Source organism: Peribacillus sp. P4_D6, from assembly GCF_056401795.1.
Genome location: NZ_JBFUIQ010000078.1, coordinates 1 through 19,257, shown reverse-complemented (window position 1 = coordinate 19,257; position 19,257 = coordinate 1). Strand labels below are relative to the sequence as shown.

Genomic DNA, 19,257 nt, shown 5'->3' with positions numbered 1-19,257 from the left:
GGATCCTTTCGGCGAAATAGCATCAACACTTCGACTTCGTTGGATCTTTTTCGAGTTATGAAACAAATATTGTATATAATATCCATTGTTATTTCCTTTCTAAAACGCACATTATTCGCATCTACCGTATAATTACTTTATACTTAAATAACGAACCTCTAGGAAGGAGAATGAGTATGAAACTGACCATTTCCGATCAAGCAGCTAAGTGGTATATTGATGAACTGGGGCTTCAAGAAGGCTCTCATTTGCGCTTTTATGTAAGATATGGCGGGCATAGTACCGTCCAAAGCGGCTTTTCATTAGGTATCATGCAAGAAGAACCGGAAAATGCAGCGGCCGCAACGACTATGAACGAGATTAATTTTTATGTAGAAGAAAAAGATTTATGGTACTTTGATGGCCACGATTTACTTATTACTTTTAATGAAAAACTGACTGAACCAGAATTTCAATATGAAAAGAGTGCTTGACAATAAAGCAGCGGTGTAAACTGCTGTTTTTTCTTGTTCAATCGAGCAGGCGCTCTTCAATATCTTCCGCCCTAAGAATTTCCGCTTGTTTATCCCCTAAAAGATCAAAATGAGAATAGCCATCCTTCCTGTGATGAATCCACTCTTTTTTTAGCCCGTATTGCTTACCCCACTCCGCTAAACGCCTTAAATCCTTGCATCCGACTTTTGTTACCGTCTTGCAACCGGGAAATCGGTCATCCAGCCAATAATGAGTTAAAAAAGCTATTTGGCCTTGATCGATTTTCTGCTTCCAGGCTACGATGTCTACCCGTTTAATCCCAAAAGCCATTTTTGATCACCTCAATAATTGTAATTAAACCAATTCATCCTGCTTTTTATTTTTCTCATAGGCCTCATGCCATTCAGGATACATGCGTTTAATGGATATTGGGCGGAAGCTCTCCTTTTTAACGCAAACGTGGGAAGAATGACCTGTAGCCGCCACTTCATTTTTCCCATTAACGATCTCATACCCATAAACGACGCGTAAACCGTCATATTTTTCAATCCAGGTTTTAATTTTCACCTTATCACCATATCTAACAGGGGTTTTATACGAAGCTTGAATATCCATAACAGGTGAGAGGATGCCATCCGCTTCCATATCAGCATAATAAAACCCTAAATCATTTATCAATTTTGTCCTGCCTAGTTCCATCCATATTAAATAATTCGCATGGTAAACAACACCCATTTGATCTGTCTCTGCATACCGCACTTCAATTTCGTTTTCAGCTATGAACATTTTGTTTCCCCACTTTCATTTCTCTTGCAATAAACATTTTACCATAACAATTGTGCAAATTTCATTTTAGCTGTCTTTATAGACTGTTTCCCTTCATTGAACCTAAAATGAAAGGGGAGAAAGATTTCTCATCTCTTTCTCCCCTTTACCTAGTTGTTTACATATTATCGCTACTATAACCGCTTTCCCGTGCTTCTTGCTCATCTTGCATTTCTTCCTTCATTCCATCAATGCTCTTTCTTCTTCGTTCATTTTTATCCTGAATTGCCTGCTTTTCTTCCCCTGAAGAAAATGATAACGTTTCATTTGCAGCGATTATGTTTTCTTCCGTATTTTCTATTGCATCTTGAATTTTTTCAACATTATCTAAACGATTATCAGAATTGTGCTTATTTGTGCCCATTATTTTCACCTCATATTAATTATTTACATAATATTATTACGATTACTTTATTAAGCCTTGATTACTCGCCTTTAGTTTGAATGACCTGAGGATGTTTCCCGGATTTGTCCTGCATTTTCTTACCGTTATTCCCACCTGCTGCTATTGGCTGTGTCCCTAGATGGCTCGGTCTAAAGTGTTTGGAATCTTTTTTTGGATTACCCATTTTATCGCCTCCTTCTCTTATCCTTCTCTTATCATGGATAAAAAAGAGGAAATTCATGAATGCCAGTTTTTGAAATAGTTATGAAAAAAGAGCCAGCACCTTGAAGGAACCTTCATGGCACTGACTCTTTTTAAGCAAAGACTATTCAGCCTTTTGCATATGTTTTTTTTCAAGACGTTCTTCAAGTCTTTCCATTTGTTTAACGTCCATCAATAATTCCCTTTTATTTTCTTTAATTAATTCTTCAAATGTCCTTTTTCTTTTTTTCATGCTTTTCACCTACTTATTTTTAATATACAATTCAGCATTGCCAAATTAACGTAAAATTATGACTATATGGTTTCCATCCCTTTAATTGTCATAATTATCAGATTTTTAACCTGATAAAAATTCCATATCTCCGCTCTCTATACTTTAACCCTTTTTTCATAAACTTTAACCATAATTTTTTAAATTTTTTGATTTTTCCATTAAAATTTGACAACTTTGTTAACATACAATAAAAACGGAACCTCATAAGGTTCCGTTCCTTGTTTCAGAAACCGGGGTTTTCGGCAGGAGTGTGTCGCAAATCACTTCAAACTTCATAAGATTACCCTACTTCATACTATTTATATTTCGTTCCATATCTTTTAATGTCATGGCTGAAATTACCTTATTCCTGATAATGCCTTTTTTGTCGATGAAGTAAGTTGTCGGTATGCTAAGAATTTTGTAGCGCTCATTCACTGGATTTTTTGCACTTTGACTGTCCAGCGGTATGGTAAAAGTAATTCCATTATCCTCCACAAATGCTTGTACATCATTTTCAGGGTCAATATTGACTGCAAGTACGACGACATCATCACCCGCTTGTTGTGTGTATTTCTCCATATCCGGCATTTCCTTCTTGCAAGGCGGGCACCACGTTGCCCAAAAATTCAGCATTACCTTTTTTCCCTCATAATCCGATAATTCAACTTGTTTACCATCCAAAGTTTTCAGGGAGAAATTCGGTGCTTTAGCTCCAATTTTCAATCCGCCCAAAGCATCTTTTTCGTCATTTCCCTTTGATTCATTATCCATCGCCTGCACGATCGCTACAGTAATAAGTGATAGTAAGGCCACCGAAGCAATAATTTTTTTAAGCATACTCGTCCTCCTAGTCCCATTACAATAAAAATATTAGTCCATTTCCAGAATTAGAACAACTTCCCTATTCCATCTTAACAATAAAAGGGTATGCGGAAAAGTGCAATTCCTATAAATCATATCATGATATCTCATTGTTTCATAAACCTGACACAAAAAAAGCGGTAAACCTATAATAGGTTTACCGCTTCCTAAAAGCTGAAATTAGCCTTTTAATTTATTACGTAATACCATTTGAAGGATACCACCGTGACGGTAGTAGTCGATTTCGATTTCGGAATCGAAACGAACAAGTACATCAAATTCTTTTACGTTTCCAGCTTCATCAGTAGCTGTAACTGTTACGATATCACGCGGTTTAACCGTTTCGTCGATTTTAACTGCGATCGCTTCTTTACCAGTCAATCCAAGCGTTTCAGCGTTTTCGCCTTCTTTGAATTGAAGTGGAAGAACACCCATTAATGCAAGGTTAGAACGGTGAATACGTTCAAAGCTTTCAGCGATGACTGTTTTGATGCCAAGAAGGTTAGTACCTTTCGCAGCCCAGTCACGAGAGCTTCCCATACCATAGTCTTTACCAGCGATTACTGCAAGACCTGTTCCATCAGCTTTGTATTTCATACAAGCATCATAGATAGCCATTACATCGCCTGTTGGCCAGTAAGTAGTGTAACCACCTTCTGTACCTGGAGCAACTTGGTTACGGATACGGATGTTTGCGAATGTTCCACGCATCATCGCTTCATGGTTACCACGACGAGAACCGTAAGAGTTAAAGTCACGCGGTTTCACACCGTTTTCGCGAAGATAGATACCAGCTGGTGTATCTTTACCGATTGCACCTGCAGGGGAAATATGGTCAGTTGTTACTGAGTCGCCGAATTTACCAACTACACGCAAGCCGGAAAGTGGGTTAACTGAACCCGGTTCTGGTGATAATCCTTCAAAGAATGGAGGATTTTGAATGTAAGTCGATTTAGAATCGAAAGCATAAATCGCTTCGTTGCTTGTTTGGATTTCATTCCAACGTTTGTTATCGTTGAATACTGTTTCGTATTCTTTACGGAATAATTCCGGTGTAACTGTCGCTTTAACAGCAGCGTTAACTTCTTCTTGTGATGGCCAGATATCAGCAAGATATACATCGTTACCATCTTTGTCTTTACCAAGAGAATCATTGTTAAGATCGAAGTCCACAGTTCCAGCAAGAGCATATGCAACAACCAAAGTAGGTGAAGCAAGATAGTTTGCTTTCACTAGTGGGTGAATACGACCTTCAAAGTTACGGTTACCAGAAAGTACTGAAGTTACTAGTAGATCAGCTTCAGCAACAGCTGCTTCGATTTCGTCAGCCAATGGACCTGAGTTACCGATACATGTTGTACAGCCGTAACCAACTACGTTGAATCCTAATTGATCAAGGTATGGTTGAAGACCTGCATCACGAAGGTAACCAGTAACAACTTTAGAACCTGGTGCCAATGATGTTTTTACATAATCCGGAACAGTCAAGCCTTTCTCAACTGCTTTTTTAGCAATAAGACCCGCTCCAAGCATTACGTACGGGTTAGAAGTGTTCGTACAGCTCGTGATTGCAGCAATTGCAATCGCACCTGTTTTCATTACCGTTTCTTTGCCATCGGCAAATTTAACAGTTACTTCTTTATCCAATTCAGAATTGTCCATGCCAAAACCTTGKTTGCCCATAGGTGCATTGATCGCGTCATGGAAAGATTTTTTCATTTGAGAAAGTGGAATCAAATCTTGCGGGCGTTTAGGGCCTGAAAGGTTTGGTTCAATTGCTGAAAGGTCGATTTCCACAACATCATTGTATGCTGGATCTTCGTTTTCAGGAGAGTAGAACAAACCATTTTCTTTGCAGTATGATTCAACCACTTTAATTTGTTTTTCATCACGGCCTGTTAAGCGCATGTAATCGATCGCTTCTGCATCAACAGGGAAGAAACCAACTGTAGCACCGTATTCAGGAGCCATGTTAGCGATTGTTGCACGGTCAGCAAGTGGAAGGTATCCTACTCCTGGGCCGTAGAACTCAACAAATTTACCAACTACGCCGTGTGCACGAAGAACTTGTGTTACTTTCAATGCAAGGTCAGTAGCTGTTGTACCTTTAGGAAGTTGGCCAGTCAGTTTAACACCAACGACTTTTGGAACTGGGAAGTAAGATGGCTGTCCAAGCATGCCTGCTTCTGCTTCGATACCGCCGACACCCCAACCAAGAACACCAATACCGTTGATCATTGTAGTATGTGAATCTGTACCGAAAACAGAATCAGGGAATACTTCGAAGTCTCCGTTTGGAGTTTCAACAGCATGAACCACGTTCGCAAGGTACTCTAGGTTAACTTGGTGAACGATACCAGTTGCCGGTGGAACTGCACGATAGTTGTTGAATGATTTTTGAGCCCAGCTTAGGAACTGGTAACGCTCTGCATTACGTTCGAATTCAAGATCCATATTGGCATCTAGGGAATCCATTGTACCTGCTTTATCAACTTGTACAGAGTGGTCAATTACAAGGTCAACTGGGATTTCCGGGTTGATTTTGTCAGGATCTCCACCAAGTGCCGCGAAAGCATTACGTAAAGAAGCTAAATCAACAACAACTGGAACACCAGTGAAATCTTGTAGGATTACACGTGAAGGCTTGAACGGAACATCTATATCTTGTTGCTCGCTTGTTCCCCATTTAGCAAGGTTCGCAACGTGTTCTTTTGTGATTACTCTTCCGTCTACTTGGCGAAGGACCGCTTCAAGTAATACTTTAATGGAATATGGAAGGCGTGATACTTGGCCATCCCCTGCTTTTTCAATAGCGTCTAGGCTGTAGTAGTTGTAGCGTTGCCCATCAATTTCAAAGGACTTACGCGCTTGGTATACGTCATTTTTCGTCATGAATATTACCCCCTATTAAACTGTCAGAACGTATTCTGCACATGAAAGTAAAACCTGGTTCACTGAAACCATGTTTACTATAAATATAAGTAAAAAAGTTAGTTTGTCGAATTTTCTCTCTCTTCTCCCACCCTAACTCTTCCTTCAACTTAATACTAATATAGAAATGAGTATAAGTAAATAACAAGAAAGTTATTGTTTTTGATAAGTTTCTCTTATAGAAAAAAATCCCCCACATATTAAAGTGCATTTAAGAAGACTTGCTGATATGCATTTTCTTGAAAATACCCCTATTTGCGGCCTGATAAATTATTCCAGCAAAACATATTGACACTTCATACATAATCATTCGACATTATCACATTCTATGGGTGGAGGTGTCGAAATGACAAAACAAAAGGCAAATCATGTTATACCAGGTATGAATGCAGCAAAAGCGCAAGGTAATGGGGCTGGATACAATGATGAACTGGGAAATGAACCGCCATTATCGGAAATGCAAAGGCAAAACAATAAAAAAAGAAAGAAAAACCAATGATTCCCCTTATTTCTAGGCTTTAAATAGGATAGGCTTTTTGAAATGGCAGATGTCCTGCATTTTTCAAAAAGCCTATTCCTTTCTAAAATCAAAACGCGCAAAACTTACGAGTAAAGCGCATGGACTCATGACACTAGAACCTGTAACTCAATAGTCCTCAGAATTGACCTCATTGACGATTGCCTGGATATCCTGTTCGAATTTTTTCAATTGTTCTTTCTGATGTTCGGAAGCGGTGACTAAAGCAGATTGTATTTGTTGATAGGCCTCGTTCACTTCCTGCTTCACATGTTTCAATTCCGTTCCGTAATTCGGTGCGTTTTTCTCAATGGATGAGTATACATCAAATACTTGTTGATAACTTTGCTGGGCTTCCTGAAAAGACCTTCGCTTATCTTGTTTATCCTGCATTTGGATTCAGCTCCTTAAATATGGTGTCCATCCATAGCATGTACGAGGTTTGCAAATATATGTATGTGAATAAAATTTCACGGACTGATTATCTTAAGAGATAGGAGGGATCGAACATGAACAAAAACGATGGTAAAGATATGCGAAAAAATGCTCCTAAAGGAAATAACCCAGGTCAACCAGCACCGTTAAGCGGTTCTCATAAGGTGAAAAACAGGCAGCACTCCCGTCAGAAGCATAATAGCAGTCATGATATGTAAGCTGCTTAAATAATCGTTCCATAACAAAGCGGTGCCGCCCCAAAAAGGCAGACACCGCTTTCGTTTTATAATTCTGAAGCAAATAAGCCACATTGGGAAAATGTTCGATACCTTCCTATTATAAGGGCATCTTTTTTTGGCACTCTTTCACGGGTATAAACGTGAATTGCAAGTCGGTGCCATTCCATTTCAGCCAAGATAACGATGATATAACGTTTTTGCTTCTGCAATATCTTTTGTTCCATGAATCAACGTCCGCCCGTCTTTAAAAACGACCAACCGATGGGTTCCAATGGTAAATGAAAGTAAATAAGGATTCCTGTCGATCTTACCACCTTGTGCGATAAGATTATTTTCGAGTTCCGCTAAGTCTCTTTCAACCTTCATTGCCGGCCGAATTTGGACAGAATCCCTTCCGCATAAAACGGCGGTCTTTGTTCGATTTGAATAAGAGAGGTGGGGATACGTTCGATTTGACCCACATGACAAACAAGTATCCTTTTTTAATTTCGCTACATTTATCGATGAATGTTCATTTTTCCAAAGATCAAATGAAACGATTTTGTTTCTCAGCGATTCGTGATCTTCGACAAGGATTTTTAAAGCTTCCGCCATTTGATGGGCAACGACCGTTTGAACGGCAGGACTGATGATTCCCGCCGTATCACAAGTCAGTCCTCCAATCGGGACCGTTTCCAGCAAACAATTCAAACATGGTGTCTTCTCTGGGACCACCGTGTAACTTATCCCATAACTCCCTACACAGGCACCGTAAATCCAGGGGATTTTATATTTTTGTGCAGTATCGTTAATAAGCATCCTTGTATCGAAATTATCAGTGGCATCCAATATCAAATCCACGCCTTCAACAAGCTTCGCCAATTCATCAACCGAAACATCCGCCACATGTGATTTTACGATTACATCCGAATTTAGCGCATTCAGGCGATTCTTCGCTGCCACTGCTTTCGGCATTCTTTTTTGTGCATCATCTTCACAATAAAGCTGTTGTCTTTGAAGGTTGCTCCACTCTACATAATCCCTGTCAACAATGGTGAGTTTCCCAATTCCGGCTCGAACAAGGCCTTCCGCAGTTCCCGTACCGAGAGCACCCGCTCCAATCACCAAAACGTGTTTTTGGCGAATTTTCATTTGCCCTTCTTCCCCAATAGGACCAAAAAGTTCTTGACGTGAATAACGCTCATTCATCCAATGCTCAATCCTTCAACTGGGCTGCTTGCAATCGCGTAATCATTTTTTTCGATTCTTCCTGCTTCATACCCCAATCGCCCTGCCTCAATGGCAAGTTTCATTGCTCTCGCCATTTTGACTGGGTCTTTCGCCCCAGAAACAGCAGTGTTAAGTAATACGCCATCCGCCCCCAATTCCATGGCGATCGCTGCATCAGAGGGTGAACCGATTCCTGCATCAACAATTACCGGCACCTCTGATTGTTCCATGATGAACCGTAAGTTCAGTGGGTTTATAATGCCTTGACCAGAGCCAATTGGTGAAGCTCCGGGCATGATTGCATGGCACCCCACTTCTTCCAGGCGTTTAGCGAGCAAGACATCATCCGAAGTATAAGGTAATACGGTGAATCCCAGTTTCACTAATTCTTCAGCAGCTTTCAATGTTTCAATCGGGTCAGGCAGCAGTGTTTTTTGACAGCCAATGACTTCAACCTTAATCATGTCACATAAGCCAGATGCCTTTGCAAGCTGGGCTATGCGCACTGCTTCTTTGGCTGTTTTAGCTCCTGCCGTATTGGGAAGGAGTGTGTATTTCTTCAAATCAAGCTTTTCCAAAAAATTGGGCTGACTGGCTTCAAAAATGTTCATTCTCCGGACCGCGAATGTTAATATTTCCGTCTCCGAAACCTCCACTGATTGTTTTTGAACATCGAAATTTGGATATTTCCCAGTACCTAATAATAATCTTGAAGAAAATTCATAAGAACCAATCTTTAACATATCATCCGCCTCCTACAAAATGTACAATCTCTACCTTGTCTCCATTTGACAAAAGTGTTTCACTTAGACTTTCTTTTGCTAATATTTCATCATTCAATTCAACGATCACTACTTTTTGATGTAGATTAAAGTGTTGTAAAAGCCCTGTAACTGTTGATTCTTCAGCAGGAATCCGTATTTTTTCCCCGTTAATAATCAATTCCAATTCATCCACCTCCATCAAGAAAAAAGGGGCTGTATCGAACGGTCCAATCGAAAAGGGGACCATTCGGGATTTGCCTTCCTTTCCAAAATATCTGCTATAAGTACACCTGTAATTGGAGAAAGCAAGATGCCATTCCTATAGTGCCCCGTTGCAATGAAAAGTCCTTTGCATGCCGGATGTTCACCAAAGTACGGTAAGCCGTCCCCAGTTTGGGGGCGTATACCTGCCCATGTCTTTTCCAATTCGGTTCCTTTAATCGCCGGAAGCAATTGCGTTGCTCTTTCTATTAACGTAGAAATCCCCTCAAGACTTACCTTTTGATCGAAAGTGTTCGCTTTAACCGTTGCCCCGACAATGATTCTTCCGCCAACTTTGGGCACAAGATAGCAGCCATGTGAGAAAATTGTCTTTTCAAGCAATGGACGATCGGTCAGGACGGAAAAGCACTCTCCCTTTACTGGATAACTGTCGAGTATGATCCCTGATTTTTCTAGGAGGAAAGCACTCCAAGCGCCACCTGCCACGATGACATTTTCACTTGAAAATCTACCTATGTCCGTGACAACTCCCGTTACACATCCRTTTTCCGTAACCAAATCGGAGACATGAACAAATTCCTTTATATCCACACCAAGGGCAGCTGCAGATTCAGTAAAAGCGAGCGACAGTCTCGTGGCTGAAACTTGTCCATCATTCGGAATGAACATGGCTCCTTTAATCTCATCCGATAAAAGCGGTTCCGTTTTCCTTATTTCGGCAGTCGATAGCCATTCAGCCTCAAGTCCGGCATTTTGCTGGACATTGATCATGTTCTTCAACTCGGCTACTTGCTCACTCGATAGCGCCACCTTATACATGCCCTTATTCACTAATTCGATGTCTATTCCACTTATGTCTTTTAATTCTTGCGCCAGTGCAGGAAACATCGCCCTGCTTCGACTTGCCAATGTAAAAAGGGGATTATCAGGATCTAACTCGGATTGTGCTCCTAACATCCCAGCTGCAGCACTGGATGCTTTATTGGCAAGTCTGTCTTTTTCCAATAAAAGAACCTTTTTACCTCGCTTGGCTAATTGAAAGGCAATGGATCCACCTATTACTCCTCCCCCAACAATGATTGCATCATATATGGAATTCATATTATGTCTCCTTTCCCAAAGACTTCGCATATTCTTTAACGGCTTCAATCGGATTTTCAGCTTCAAGCACACCTGACATGACCGCAATTCCGTGTGCCCCCGCATCCAGCACGTCTTGGCAATTGAAAGGTGTTATTCCTCCTATCGCAATTATCGGAAGATCGACATTTCTTGTGATTGCATGAAGCTCCTCAACTCCCCTAGGAGGAAGGCCAATTTTTGAAGCCGTTTCAAAAACATGTCCATAAATCGCGTAATCGGCCCCTTTGCTGAATGCGGCTTTCGCTTCATCCATGGAATGGATCGAACAGCCAACATTCATCCCTGGAAAAGCTCCTTTTACGACTTCTGCATCTAAACTATGAAAAGCCAATTGCACACCAAATGCTTTGTGTACCCAGGCTACATCCACCCGGTCATTAATGATGATCTTAGAAAGCGGAATCTTATTATCATGTAATAGCCTCACTGCTCGATAGAGTTCCGAAGCACTCCTATGCTTTTCCCTTAGATAAAAGAAATCAACATGTTCCTGAATGTTTGAAGCGATTTCCACAAACTTTTCAATTGGCTGTTTCCCAGTGGAAATTATATGCAATTCATGTGCATTCATACTAGAACCCCCAACTAGTAAAGTTACAATCTCATAAAAATCAAATAGATACTAACGGGAATTGAATCGATAGGTAAAAGCCGGCCAACAGCAGGATGATAAAATACAGAATGAAACCATGGTCCATTTTTGAAAAACCAAATTCATAATAGTATGTTCGATCCCGAGTGTCTGTAAATCGCTTTGCCTCCATCGCAACCGCGATTCGGTGAGCACGTCTGATGCTTCCGGATAACAACGGGATGGAATAGGCTTTCATTTTAAAATATACCGACCTTATCCCTTTTCCTCTTTCGAAACCGCGTACCTTCATCGCGTTTCGTATCGTTTGGAACTCCTCCATCATGATGGGAATCAGCCTTAATGCCGCCATGAAACTATAGGCATATTTCGGTTTAAGCTTAACTTGCTGCATTAACGAATAAAACAAGTTCACTGGTCTCGTCGTTAAGGAAAAAGTTAAACCAAGGGCCGCAAAGAACAAAGCTCGAAAGCCTACCAGTAATCCCCTCATGAAACTTTCTTCCGTAATCGATATGAGGCCCCACTCAAACCAAAGCGTCTCACCTTGCCCGAATAATATCATTGCAGAAGAGGTGGATATAAAAATGAAACAAAAGGGAATCGACAAAAGCAGGATGCGTTTTATCGAATGCCCGGTAAAAAACAAAAATAATATCAATACGCCAATGGTGATGTTCATCATATAATTCAGGTCATGAATGAATAACGCCACGATGCATAATACAATCAGTACACCAAGTTTAAGGCTTGGATTAATTCCATGGAGCCATGTTTCTGCGTTTGAAACATTCATCTACATGACACTCCTTTTAACTTTGGTCTCGACAAATCCGGCTTGCGCGATGTTTTTATCACTTATTACGTTTCCGCCCTTAACCGTCCAGATTCTGGTTGCAAAGTTTTTTGAAATATGTTCGTCATGAGTTACCATGATCACGGTTATTCCGCGCCTTCGATATTCCTCGAACCATTCCAATAATGCAAAGGTATTTTTCGAATCTTGGCCAAATGTCGGCTCATCCAGGAGAATGATTTTTTTGTCGATTACGATTGATGCTGCTACGCTTAAGCGACGCTTTTGACCCATTGATAATTGAAACGGATGTTTATCCCGATGTGCCTCAAGGCGGAACACTTTAAGCAATGAGCGGACTCTCTCATCTATTTCTTGTTGCGGCCTTTTATCAATACGCAATGAATAAGCAATCTCTTCATATACAGTATTTGCAACGAACTGAAACTCAGGATTTTGAAAGACAAACGTCATATGATCCGTTGGATTTTTCACCATTTTAATGGGGTTCCCCAATAATTCATACATACCTTTCGTTTTTATGAACTGCATCAATGCATGCAAAAGTGTACTCTTGCCCGCGCCATTTTCTCCCCTGATCACAATCCATTCTCCTGAATGGACCTTCAGCTCTTCAACCTTGATTTTTTCCTCTTTATTCCGAAAACCGCTAAATCCTTGCACATCCATAAGAGGTAAACAATCTGTAAATTGGTGTTCCCTAGTGGGTGCATACTTCTGTATATATTCATCCCAAACACCTGGGAACCAAATTCCATGTTCTCTCATTTCATTTTTATATAGGGAAAGAATGGTGTCTCTTGGACCATCAGCTATGATTTGACCGTCACCGTTTAAAAGCACGATTCGTTCGATGAATTCTAAAACATGGTCAATTTTATGTTCGACGATAATAACCGTTTTGTCTTTTCCGACTTCCTTCAACAAGTCCCAGATTTCTTTCGTTCCTTCCGGATCAAGCATGGCTGTCGGTTCATCTAAAAATAGCACTTCTGGTTCAAGGGCCAATACTGAAGCGATTGCCAGACGCTGTTTCATCCCGCCTGATAATGTTTCTATACTTGCATGCCCTAGGTTCAATCCTACATTACGGATTTGATTTTCAATTTTCTCTTTCATTTCTTCTTTAGGGACGGAAAGATTCTCAAGGACAAAGGCAATTTCCTCATCGGCAAATGGCATGCAAAACTGGCTATCAGGGTCTTGAAAAACATACCCCCATGAAGAAGGGCATTTCAATTTCTCCGCTTTCATCGGGACTTCGATGGAATTCGGAATCAATCCGCTTAACACTTGCAACAGAGTGGACTTACCACATCCTGATGGTCCCAACAATAGCACTTTTTCTCCTTGATCAAACGATAGTGATAGGTCCTTGAATATCAAAGATTCATCACCGGGAAATTTCATTCTTAACTTTTCAACAGAAACGATTGGTTCCATGGCCCTCAACCTCTTCTTTTAATCAAGTTCTGCATAATCTTTATTGGAAACCGGACGCACAAGATTAGTTACCCCTGTTGCTTCCAGGACTTTAACTAGATAATAAGCGGTCACACCTGCAAAGAATATGGAACCCACAAACCTCGCTATCATGAATAACGATAGATTCCAAGTAGAAAGAGCACCTATTTCCCCGTATGCAAAATCCATGATAACTGATGCCAGGCAGGAAGCCATCGCAGCTAAAACGGCCACCGGCATATTGAATTTTTTATATTTGAACCCCATGAACACCATTTCCGCGAACAAACCTTGGACCACCCCATATAACAGTACAGTCAGCCCCCATGGGGAACCTAGAAAGAATTCCCCGGAAGCTGCGGCTATCTCCGCCAAAAGTGCCACACCCGGTTTCCGTAAAATGAAAAAGGCGACAGGTCCAGCTATAAACCACATTCCATAAATAAGTTGATCCAGATGTAATCCTAATGGTTTAACGGAATAATAAATCGAACCCCAAAGTATATAAACGATTCCAAATGCTACCGCAATCACGATCGTGACTAATATATCCGTTAATTTCAATCCTTTTTTCATTGTTTCATTCTCCTTTTATACTTCTAATGTTTCCTTATGAACGGGCCATGTCTCTAAACGATAAGCCATTTCCCAAAATGAGTATTCATATTGGCTGCTGAGAATAAAATGCTCTTTCATTCTCACCTTATCTTCTTCAGTTACTTTTTCAGCAATCTCATCCAGTCTCGCAATTTGTTCTTCCACCAAAGTGCGGAACCACTCTCCTCCGTATGCCGCTATCCATTCTTGATAAATTGGCTCTTCGGGCATGCACCCTTGCAGCTTTTCACCTATCTCATAATACAGCCAGTAACACGGCAAGATAGCTGCAATAACATCTCCTAAATGTCCCGAATAAGCCGCACGATACATATGGGAAGTATAAGCATAGGCAGTCGGGGCAGGCTTGAAATCTTCCCGTTCTTCTTTTGTGATGCCTAATCTCTCGGAAAAATTCTCATGAAGCTTCAACTCCGCTTCATATGTTCCTTGTGCATGGCCGGCAAGCCTGCTTGTTGTATGTAAATCCGTAGCTTTGACTGCCCCTAAGGCTTGAACTCTAGCAAAATGAGATAAATAATAGGCATCTTGCATGACATAAAAACGGAAACACTCCAATGGCAATGTGCCATCTCCTATTCCTGCTACAAACGGATGATTAAAACTAGCTTCCCAAATGTGATCAACTTCCTTACGGATTTCCTCTGAAAACTTCATGTCCATTACCTCCAAATTGTATTTTTTCATTGAACGTTACAGAAAAAAACACTTATCACCCCTTTTTTTGCAAACAAAAAACCACTTTCTTAAACGTAAAGAAAGTGGTTGTACTTGAAATAATACAGAAATGTATAGTTCCAGACCCCACTTCCCTACGCTGGTATAAACCAGATCAGGTTCTAAGGGTCTTAAAGTCATACTTCAATCTCAGCTTTTGTGGGTAAAAAATCAACTTTTACCTATAAAGCACCCCTAGTGGTACAAATTGTATATTAAATTCATTTGCCTTTATATTAACACGATAAATCCAATTGTCAAACGTATTAGAAAAGTTTTCTTGATTTAGGGTTACTAAACTTTCAATCTACCATACCCTCATTTCCCGTAGCCTTCAAAGAATTTGATCAAAGGGAGCTCAGTTAGTAGTTTACCCGTGAGTTTAGCCGGTTTACTCGTGAATTCTACGGTTTTACTCGTGAGTTTTGCCGGTTTACTCGTGAATTCTGCTGCTTTACTCGTGAATTTAGCTACTTTACTCGTGAGTTTTGCAATTTTACTCGTGAATTTAATGAATTCACAGTAATCCCCTTTTGAACTTTCCATCAAACCAGCTCACTATTGTGACGCCGGTTAGGGATTTCCCAAAGCAACTTCTCAACTCGCGCCCATCCACCTCATCACCTCCTACTCTTTTATTATGAATTCATTATAGTAAACTTAATATTTTTAAAAACCATATAATTTCATAATGTGAAATTATAGGAAAAAATTATTTTTAATTGTGAACTATCAAAAGATCGCCCCGAAGAAATGACTTTCATTACCGCATTATCAAAAATCAGTGTTAAACTAACCATGATCATTCATATTTCCAGCATAGTTAATAATGGTCTTTTTTTTGGTTCTTGACTCGAATATTTGAAAGTGGTGAGGGAAGTTTCAATTTTTCGTTCCTTTAGAAAGTTCTACCAGTTAATTGTGGATATTCCTTTAAAAAAGAGTGTGGTTTTGAATTACCGCTACGAGGTAAAAGCTGTAATCGGAACAGGAAGCTACGGTATTGTTTATCGTTGCAATGATTTGAAAATGAATGAAAATATAGTGATCAAACAGCTCCGGAAAAGTAAACGCCGCAGCAAAAAAGAGCTGAAACAGTTTGAAAATGAAATTTCCATATTACGAATGTTAAACCACAGAAATATCCCCAAATTTCACGAGAAATTTTCGCAAGATGGAAATGTTTATTTTGTGATGGATTTCATAGAAGGGAATAATTTAGAAGACCATATTTTCTCGAATCAATTAACGTTCAATGAGAAAGAGTCTCTATATTTTCTGGATAAGCTGGTCGATTTAGTATGTTATCTACATGAGCATGACATTTTCCATCAAGATTTACGTATACCGAATATTCTACTTAAGAACCATCAGCCCATTTTGATAGACTTTGGTTTGTCCAAGATGATCAATTCGGACAACCTCGCTAAAGAATCCATTTTGCAGCTGAAAAGGCAGGATTTTTACGACTTGGGGGAAATACTTCTATATGTACTTTATACGACGTACGCTTCCAAAAGTAAAAAAGCACTTCCTTGGACAGAAGAGCTTTCGTTAGAAAAAGAAACCGTGCATATACTGAAAAGGTTATTAAGCATCCAAGAACCTTACTCAGATATTAAAGAAATCTCAATGGACCTGAAGGCTGTATTGAAGTCAAAGAAATTGAATTAGCTGCTGCTGCCGCGCCCTTTTCTTTTGTAGCGGTCACTTCCACTCATGGGATACCTTTTGTAGCCTCGGCTGCTGCTGCTGCTGCCTCGGCGATAATGCCCATGTCTTCGCTCACTGCTGCCTTGGGAAAGTTGTTTGATTTTTTTCATTATTTTCTTCAGCATTTCTTTCACCTCTTTTATTTTGGTTTTAAAGCCTGTTATTCATTTAGCCTAACATAGTCACAGTATAAACCTTATTAATAAGTACTATAATTTTTTTTCATTTGTGTTACAGTCCATTACCGCTTCATGGATTCGGCTTTTTTCATTGTTGGTCATGGGAACGCCCTAATCCCTTCAATTTATGAAACTCCAAATGGCTCTTACAATATACGAATAGATGACAAAGTCGACTTTTTATCTTTTCCATTTCTGAGTCACATTCGGTATATATTATCTGTTTTTCGAATCAGTCAGTAAACAAAAAACCTGGCGCATATTTCATCGCCAGGTTTTTTTCTTCGTTCACCTTTTATTTTACAGCTTCTTTTAATTCCTTACCTGCTTTAAAAGCAGGTACTTTACTAGCTGCAATTTGTATTTCTTCGCCAGTTTGCGGGTTTCTTCCTGTACGGGCAGCACGGTCACGCACTTCAAATGTACCAAAACCAACTAATTGGATTTTTTCATCTTTAGCAAGTGTAGCCGTGATTGTTTCAAACAATGCATCCACTACTTTTTTTGCTTCGTCTTTTGTCAGTTCAGCTTGTGCTGCAACACTGCTCACTAATTCTGTTTTATTCATATGAACACCTCATCCTTTTATTTTGTATAAAATATGTAGAGAAGACAACATAACATATCTTGTATGCCTCTGTCACTTATTATGGCTAAATAAAAGGAATTGCAGCTCAAAATTGATCTTTCTTGCAGATTAAAGGGCCTTGATCAACATACTAAGCACGGTCTGACTCTTGTTCAACTTTCTGCAGTTTCGAGCTGCAGCCATTGATAGATGGTATCCATATCAATGTTTTCTTCCAGATGGGAAGCCAAGAGGTTATACGCTTCCTCCCTGCGCTCCGAGTCGCTTTGAACGTTTTCCTTCACTTCATCCAACCCCTTGTTCCGTCGAATTTGGTTAACCAGTAATCTAGTGAACAAGCGATTATGGAATATTCCATGGAGATATGTTCCCATAACTTGGTTGTCATTGGAAATGGCTCCATCCTCTCTTCCATCCTTCAATAATAGAAAGGGCCTTACTTGTGACTTCAATGTCGTTCTGCCTAAATGTATTTCGAAACCGTTAAGATTCATTTGACTTTCCATTATCCCAGCAGAAAGGACACCTTCCATTTGTACCGTCTTCTTTTCTGCTTGAAAGACGGTTTCCACCGGAAGAAGCGAAAGCCCTTCTGCGTTCTCACCATCACCCTCGATAGCATCAGGATCGAAAAGTTTAGTCCCTAGCATTTGAAAACCGCCGCATATGCCGAAGATCATCGTTCCTTGTTTCCGCCGTTCATCGATGGCCCGATCAAATCCCATACGTTTCAACCACTCTAAATCTTCCATCGTGTTTTTTGTACCCGGCAAAATTAGCAGATCGGGATTACCTAACTCATGGACACTGCTAACAAGTCGGACACCTACTCCGGGTTCATCGAAAAAAGGATCCACATCTGTAAAATTGGAGATCCGCGGAAATCTCAGGACGGCTACATCGATCGGAAACTCAGCCTTTTTAGGTTTTTTAAAACGTAAGGAAGAGAGGGCAAGTGAATCTTCCGCTTCAATATTCACGTCTAGATAGGGCAGCACCCCGAGGACCGGAATCCCGGTTTCCTTTTCCACCCATTCAATGCCATCGTCCAACAATTCACGCATGCCACGAAATTTATTGATGATGATCCCCTTTACACTATCTCGTTCATCTTGATCCAATAAGGCAAGTGTCCCGATAATGGACGCAAATACTCCACCACGGTCAATATCGGCCACTAAAATGACAGCTGCATCCGTGAGCTTAGCSATTCGCATATTTGCAATATCCCGGTCCTTAAGGTTAATTTCAGCAGGACTTCCTGCCCCTTCGAGTACTATGATGTCATATTCATCTTGTAGTTTTTCCACCGATTTACGGATGATGGGCATGGCTTCCTGGACAAATTGGGACCGATAGCTTTTTGCATTCATATCAAGAAAATGCTTTCCGTGAACGATCACTTCCGAAACCATATCCTGCTTTGGTTTCAGTAATATCGGATTCATATCAGTCGTTGCCGTTATCCGTGCTGCTTCCGCCTGTACTCCCTGAGCCCGTCCGATTTCACCGCCATCCAAGGTTACATAAGAATTCAAAGCCATGTTTTGTGATTTGAAAGGGACGACACGTAATCCTTTATTGGAAAACACCCGGCAAAACGCCGTGCAAATCAAACTTTTCCCTACATCGGATGACGTCCCTTGTATCATGATGGATCGTGCCTTCATTACGCTCACCCCCTAAAACTCTAATCCTTTGACTGCACCGATACCTTCGTCATAATAATGCTTGGTCGCCTCGATCGATGAAACCAAATCCGCCATTTCCATAAGCTCTGGCTTGGCGTCCCTGCCGGTAATGACTATATGCATATGAGCGGGACGATTTCGAATTGCATCGATGACTTCAGCCAATGGCAAGACATCATCAATCGGGAATTTGGAAATGGCTAAAGCATTGTTTAGCTCATCCAAAACAAGTAAATCAATGYCCGGATCAGCAAGGGCCAGTTTCACCTTTTCCCAAGCTAACGCCAATGCATTGCGGTGCTCTTCCGGGGTTTTGGTCCATGTGAAACCAATACCTAGCTGTTCCATTTTAACTCCTAATTTTCCCAATGCCAATGCTTCCCCATATGTACGC

The 19,257-nt window shown here is 40.5% G+C and carries 26 protein-coding genes and 1 riboswitch; of the genes, 4 read left to right on the top strand and 22 right to left on the bottom strand.

The genetic code is table 11. The annotated features are described in order from the left end of the window. The first annotated feature begins 176 nt into the window (after nucleotides 1-176). Nucleotides 177-473: a HesB/YadR/YfhF family protein gene (locus tag AC1DVB_RS18890; RefSeq protein ID WP_034312410.1), complete on the top strand. Its 297-nt coding sequence runs from the start codon at nucleotides 177-179 to the stop codon at nucleotides 471-473. Nucleotides 474-510: 37 nt separating this feature from the next. On the opposite strand, the gene AC1DVB_RS18885 is transcribed toward AC1DVB_RS18890, so the two are convergent. From AC1DVB_RS18885 to acnA, 7 genes are all read right to left on the bottom strand, one after another. Next, a complete protein-coding gene (locus AC1DVB_RS18885; RefSeq protein WP_034312413.1) occupies nucleotides 511-804 on the bottom strand; it encodes a hypothetical protein in 294 nt (97 codons plus the stop codon). 24 nt (nucleotides 805-828) lie between these two features. Further along, a complete protein-coding gene (locus tag AC1DVB_RS18880; RefSeq protein WP_034312417.1) occupies nucleotides 829-1,260 on the bottom strand; it encodes an acyl-CoA thioesterase in 432 nt (143 codons plus the stop codon). Between the two features lie 157 nt (nucleotides 1,261-1,417). Beyond that, nucleotides 1,418-1,663, bottom strand: a complete 246-nt coding sequence (gene tlp, locus AC1DVB_RS18875; protein ID WP_230137337.1) for a small acid-soluble spore protein Tlp — start codon at nucleotides 1,661-1,663, stop codon at nucleotides 1,418-1,420. Nucleotides 1,664-1,724: 61 nt separating this feature from the next. After that, the gene (locus AC1DVB_RS18870; RefSeq protein WP_057275900.1) at nucleotides 1,725-1,868 is read right to left on the bottom strand and encodes an acid-soluble spore protein N; all 144 of its coding nucleotides are present in this window, start codon (nucleotides 1,866-1,868) and stop codon (nucleotides 1,725-1,727) included. 141 nt (nucleotides 1,869-2,009) lie between these two features. Next, the gene (locus AC1DVB_RS18865; RefSeq protein ID WP_072272906.1) at nucleotides 2,010-2,138 is read right to left on the bottom strand and encodes an FbpB family small basic protein; all 129 of its coding nucleotides are present in this window, start codon (nucleotides 2,136-2,138) and stop codon (nucleotides 2,010-2,012) included. 327 nt (nucleotides 2,139-2,465) lie between these two features. After that, complete coding sequence (locus AC1DVB_RS18860) at nucleotides 2,466-2,999, bottom strand: redoxin domain-containing protein (RefSeq protein WP_057275901.1); 534 nt, start codon at nucleotides 2,997-2,999, stop codon at nucleotides 2,466-2,468. 204 nt (nucleotides 3,000-3,203) lie between these two features. Further along, nucleotides 3,204-5,915, bottom strand: coding sequence for an aconitate hydratase AcnA (acnA, locus tag AC1DVB_RS18855; RefSeq protein WP_477590436.1), 2,712 nt, complete (start codon nucleotides 5,913-5,915; stop codon nucleotides 3,204-3,206). Between the two features lie 385 nt (nucleotides 5,916-6,300). On the opposite strand from acnA, the gene sspO reads away from it, so the two are divergent. Then, on the top strand, nucleotides 6,301-6,453 hold the full coding sequence (gene sspO, locus AC1DVB_RS18850) for a small acid-soluble spore protein O (RefSeq protein WP_034312428.1): 153 nt from the start codon (nucleotides 6,301-6,303) through the stop codon (nucleotides 6,451-6,453). Between the two features lie 147 nt (nucleotides 6,454-6,600). Here sspO and AC1DVB_RS18845 read toward each other — a convergent pair whose 3' ends face one another. Further along, a complete protein-coding gene (locus AC1DVB_RS18845) occupies nucleotides 6,601-6,864 on the bottom strand; it encodes a hypothetical protein (RefSeq protein WP_034312430.1) in 264 nt (87 codons plus the stop codon). A gap of 116 nt (nucleotides 6,865-6,980) precedes the next feature. Between AC1DVB_RS18845 and AC1DVB_RS18840 the strand changes: the two genes are divergently transcribed. Further along, the gene (locus tag AC1DVB_RS18840; RefSeq protein WP_063576391.1) at nucleotides 6,981-7,124 is read left to right on the top strand and encodes a small acid-soluble spore protein P; all 144 of its coding nucleotides are present in this window, start codon (nucleotides 6,981-6,983) and stop codon (nucleotides 7,122-7,124) included. Between the two features lie 189 nt (nucleotides 7,125-7,313). Here AC1DVB_RS18840 and AC1DVB_RS18835 read toward each other — a convergent pair whose 3' ends face one another. The 10 genes from AC1DVB_RS18835 to AC1DVB_RS18790 form a co-directional block, all read right to left on the bottom strand. Continuing rightward, nucleotides 7,314-8,333 carry a thiazole biosynthesis adenylyltransferase ThiF gene (locus tag AC1DVB_RS18835; protein ID WP_230135933.1) on the bottom strand — a complete coding sequence of 340 codons (1,020 nt, stop codon included), beginning with the start codon at nucleotides 8,331-8,333 and terminating at the stop codon, nucleotides 7,314-7,316. Continuing rightward, complete coding sequence (locus AC1DVB_RS18830; RefSeq protein ID WP_057275905.1) at nucleotides 8,330-9,097, bottom strand: thiazole synthase; 768 nt, start codon at nucleotides 9,095-9,097, stop codon at nucleotides 8,330-8,332. Before AC1DVB_RS18830 ends, AC1DVB_RS18835 begins: the two co-directional genes overlap by 4 nt. A gap of 1 nt (nucleotide 9,098) precedes the next feature. Beyond that, nucleotides 9,099-9,302: a sulfur carrier protein ThiS gene (gene thiS / locus AC1DVB_RS18825; RefSeq protein WP_034312438.1), complete on the bottom strand. Its 204-nt coding sequence runs from the start codon at nucleotides 9,300-9,302 to the stop codon at nucleotides 9,099-9,101. 14 nt (nucleotides 9,303-9,316) lie between these two features. After that, entirely contained in the window at nucleotides 9,317-10,441 is a 1,125-nt protein-coding gene (gene thiO / locus AC1DVB_RS18820; RefSeq protein ID WP_230135932.1) for a glycine oxidase ThiO, read from the bottom strand. Between the two features lies 1 nt (nucleotide 10,442). After that, on the bottom strand, nucleotides 10,443-11,054 hold the full coding sequence (gene tenI / locus AC1DVB_RS18815; protein ID WP_063576394.1) for a thiazole tautomerase TenI: 612 nt from the start codon (nucleotides 11,052-11,054) through the stop codon (nucleotides 10,443-10,445). 40 nt (nucleotides 11,055-11,094) lie between these two features. After that, the gene (locus tag AC1DVB_RS18810) at nucleotides 11,095-11,871 is read right to left on the bottom strand and encodes an energy-coupling factor transporter transmembrane component T family protein (protein WP_057275908.1); all 777 of its coding nucleotides are present in this window, start codon (nucleotides 11,869-11,871) and stop codon (nucleotides 11,095-11,097) included. Continuing rightward, nucleotides 11,872-13,335, bottom strand: a complete 1,464-nt coding sequence (locus tag AC1DVB_RS18805) for an ABC transporter ATP-binding protein (RefSeq protein WP_477590432.1) — start codon at nucleotides 13,333-13,335, stop codon at nucleotides 11,872-11,874. An 18-nt stretch (nucleotides 13,336-13,353) separates the two neighbouring features. Further along, nucleotides 13,354-13,932, bottom strand: a complete 579-nt coding sequence (locus AC1DVB_RS18800) for an ECF transporter S component (RefSeq protein ID WP_377332710.1) — start codon at nucleotides 13,930-13,932, stop codon at nucleotides 13,354-13,356. Nucleotides 13,933-13,947: 15 nt separating this feature from the next. Next, a complete protein-coding gene (gene tenA / locus AC1DVB_RS18795; RefSeq protein WP_403189507.1) occupies nucleotides 13,948-14,631 on the bottom strand; it encodes a thiaminase II in 684 nt (227 codons plus the stop codon). Between the two features lie 135 nt (nucleotides 14,632-14,766). Next, nucleotides 14,767-14,898: riboswitch (TPP riboswitch) on the bottom strand. Between the two features lie 111 nt (nucleotides 14,899-15,009). Continuing rightward, a complete protein-coding gene (locus AC1DVB_RS18790) occupies nucleotides 15,010-15,237 on the bottom strand; it encodes a hypothetical protein (RefSeq protein WP_477590429.1) in 228 nt (75 codons plus the stop codon). 399 nt (nucleotides 15,238-15,636) lie between these two features. Here AC1DVB_RS18790 and AC1DVB_RS18785 point away from each other — a divergent pair, with 399 nt between their 5' ends. Continuing rightward, nucleotides 15,637-16,365 (top strand): protein kinase domain-containing protein, encoded by a 729-nt coding sequence (locus tag AC1DVB_RS18785; RefSeq protein WP_477590427.1) that lies wholly within the window; start codon nucleotides 15,637-15,639, stop codon nucleotides 16,363-16,365. On the opposite strand, the gene AC1DVB_RS18780 is transcribed toward AC1DVB_RS18785, so the two are convergent. The 4 genes from AC1DVB_RS18780 to AC1DVB_RS18765 form a co-directional block, all read right to left on the bottom strand. Continuing rightward, a complete protein-coding gene (locus AC1DVB_RS18780) occupies nucleotides 16,362-16,529 on the bottom strand; it encodes a hypothetical protein (RefSeq protein ID WP_153246085.1) in 168 nt (55 codons plus the stop codon). The two genes, AC1DVB_RS18785 and AC1DVB_RS18780, sit on opposite strands and share 4 nt — an antisense overlap. Nucleotides 16,530-16,878: 349 nt before the next feature. Further along, complete coding sequence (locus AC1DVB_RS18775; protein ID WP_034312477.1) at nucleotides 16,879-17,151, bottom strand: HU family DNA-binding protein; 273 nt, start codon at nucleotides 17,149-17,151, stop codon at nucleotides 16,879-16,881. 173 nt (nucleotides 17,152-17,324) lie between these two features. Further along, a complete protein-coding gene (locus tag AC1DVB_RS18770; RefSeq protein WP_477590424.1) occupies nucleotides 17,325-18,842 on the bottom strand; it encodes a cobyric acid synthase in 1,518 nt (505 codons plus the stop codon). A gap of 12 nt (nucleotides 18,843-18,854) precedes the next feature. After that, nucleotides 18,855-19,257: cob(I)yrinic acid a,c-diamide adenosyltransferase (locus AC1DVB_RS18765; protein ID WP_477590422.1), on the bottom strand; the 403-nt coding region annotated here is incomplete at its 5' end.

Excerpts from the sequence above, each read along its gene's own strand:
- AC1DVB_RS18880 (WP_034312417.1), bottom strand. The coding sequence starts at position 1,260 with ATGTTCATAGCTGAAAACGAAATTGAAGTGCGGTATGCAGAGACAGAT.
- AC1DVB_RS18840 (WP_063576391.1), top strand. The coding sequence starts at position 6,981 with ATGAACAAAAACGATGGTAAAGATATGCGAAAAAATGCTCCTAAAGGA.
- AC1DVB_RS18890 (WP_034312410.1), top strand. The coding sequence starts at position 177 with ATGAAACTGACCATTTCCGATCAAGCAGCTAAGTGGTATATTGATGAA.
- AC1DVB_RS18860 (WP_057275901.1), bottom strand. The coding sequence starts at position 2,999 with ATGCTTAAAAAAATTATTGCTTCGGTGGCCTTACTATCACTTATTACT.
- AC1DVB_RS18845 (WP_034312430.1), bottom strand. The coding sequence starts at position 6,864 with ATGCAGGATAAACAAGATAAGCGAAGGTCTTTTCAGGAAGCCCAGCAA.
- AC1DVB_RS18885 (WP_034312413.1), bottom strand. The coding sequence starts at position 804 with ATGGCTTTTGGGATTAAACGGGTAGACATCGTAGCCTGGAAGCAGAAA.
- AC1DVB_RS18780 (WP_153246085.1), bottom strand. The coding sequence starts at position 16,529 with ATGCTGAAGAAAATAATGAAAAAAATCAAACAACTTTCCCAAGGCAGC.
- AC1DVB_RS18870 (WP_057275900.1), bottom strand. The coding sequence starts at position 1,868 with ATGGGTAATCCAAAAAAAGATTCCAAACACTTTAGACCGAGCCATCTA.
- tlp (WP_230137337.1), bottom strand. The coding sequence starts at position 1,663 with ATGGGCACAAATAAGCACAATTCTGATAATCGTTTAGATAATGTTGAA.
- AC1DVB_RS18790 (WP_477590429.1), bottom strand. The coding sequence starts at position 15,237 with ATGGAAAGTTCAAAAGGGGATTACTGTGAATTCATTAAATTCACGAGT.
- AC1DVB_RS18835 (WP_230135933.1), bottom strand. The coding sequence starts at position 8,333 with ATGAATGAGCGTTATTCACGTCAAGAACTTTTTGGTCCTATTGGGGAA.
- AC1DVB_RS18800 (WP_377332710.1), bottom strand. The coding sequence starts at position 13,932 with ATGAAAAAAGGATTGAAATTAACGGATATATTAGTCACGATCGTGATT.
- AC1DVB_RS18805 (WP_477590432.1), bottom strand. The coding sequence starts at position 13,335 with ATGGAACCAATCGTTTCTGTTGAAAAGTTAAGAATGAAATTTCCCGGT.
- sspO (WP_034312428.1), top strand. The coding sequence starts at position 6,301 with ATGACAAAACAAAAGGCAAATCATGTTATACCAGGTATGAATGCAGCA.
- AC1DVB_RS18830 (WP_057275905.1), bottom strand. The coding sequence starts at position 9,097 with ATGTTAAAGATTGGTTCTTATGAATTTTCTTCAAGATTATTATTAGGT.
- tenI (WP_063576394.1), bottom strand. The coding sequence starts at position 11,054 with ATGAATGCACATGAATTGCATATAATTTCCACTGGGAAACAGCCAATT.
- AC1DVB_RS18865 (WP_072272906.1), bottom strand. The coding sequence starts at position 2,138 with ATGAAAAAAAGAAAAAGGACATTTGAAGAATTAATTAAAGAAAATAAA.
- AC1DVB_RS18775 (WP_034312477.1), bottom strand. The coding sequence starts at position 17,151 with ATGAATAAAACAGAATTAGTGAGCAGTGTTGCAGCACAAGCTGAACTG.
- tenA (WP_403189507.1), bottom strand. The coding sequence starts at position 14,631 with ATGAAGTTTTCAGAGGAAATCCGTAAGGAAGTTGATCACATTTGGGAA.
- AC1DVB_RS18810 (WP_057275908.1), bottom strand. The coding sequence starts at position 11,871 with ATGAATGTTTCAAACGCAGAAACATGGCTCCATGGAATTAATCCAAGC.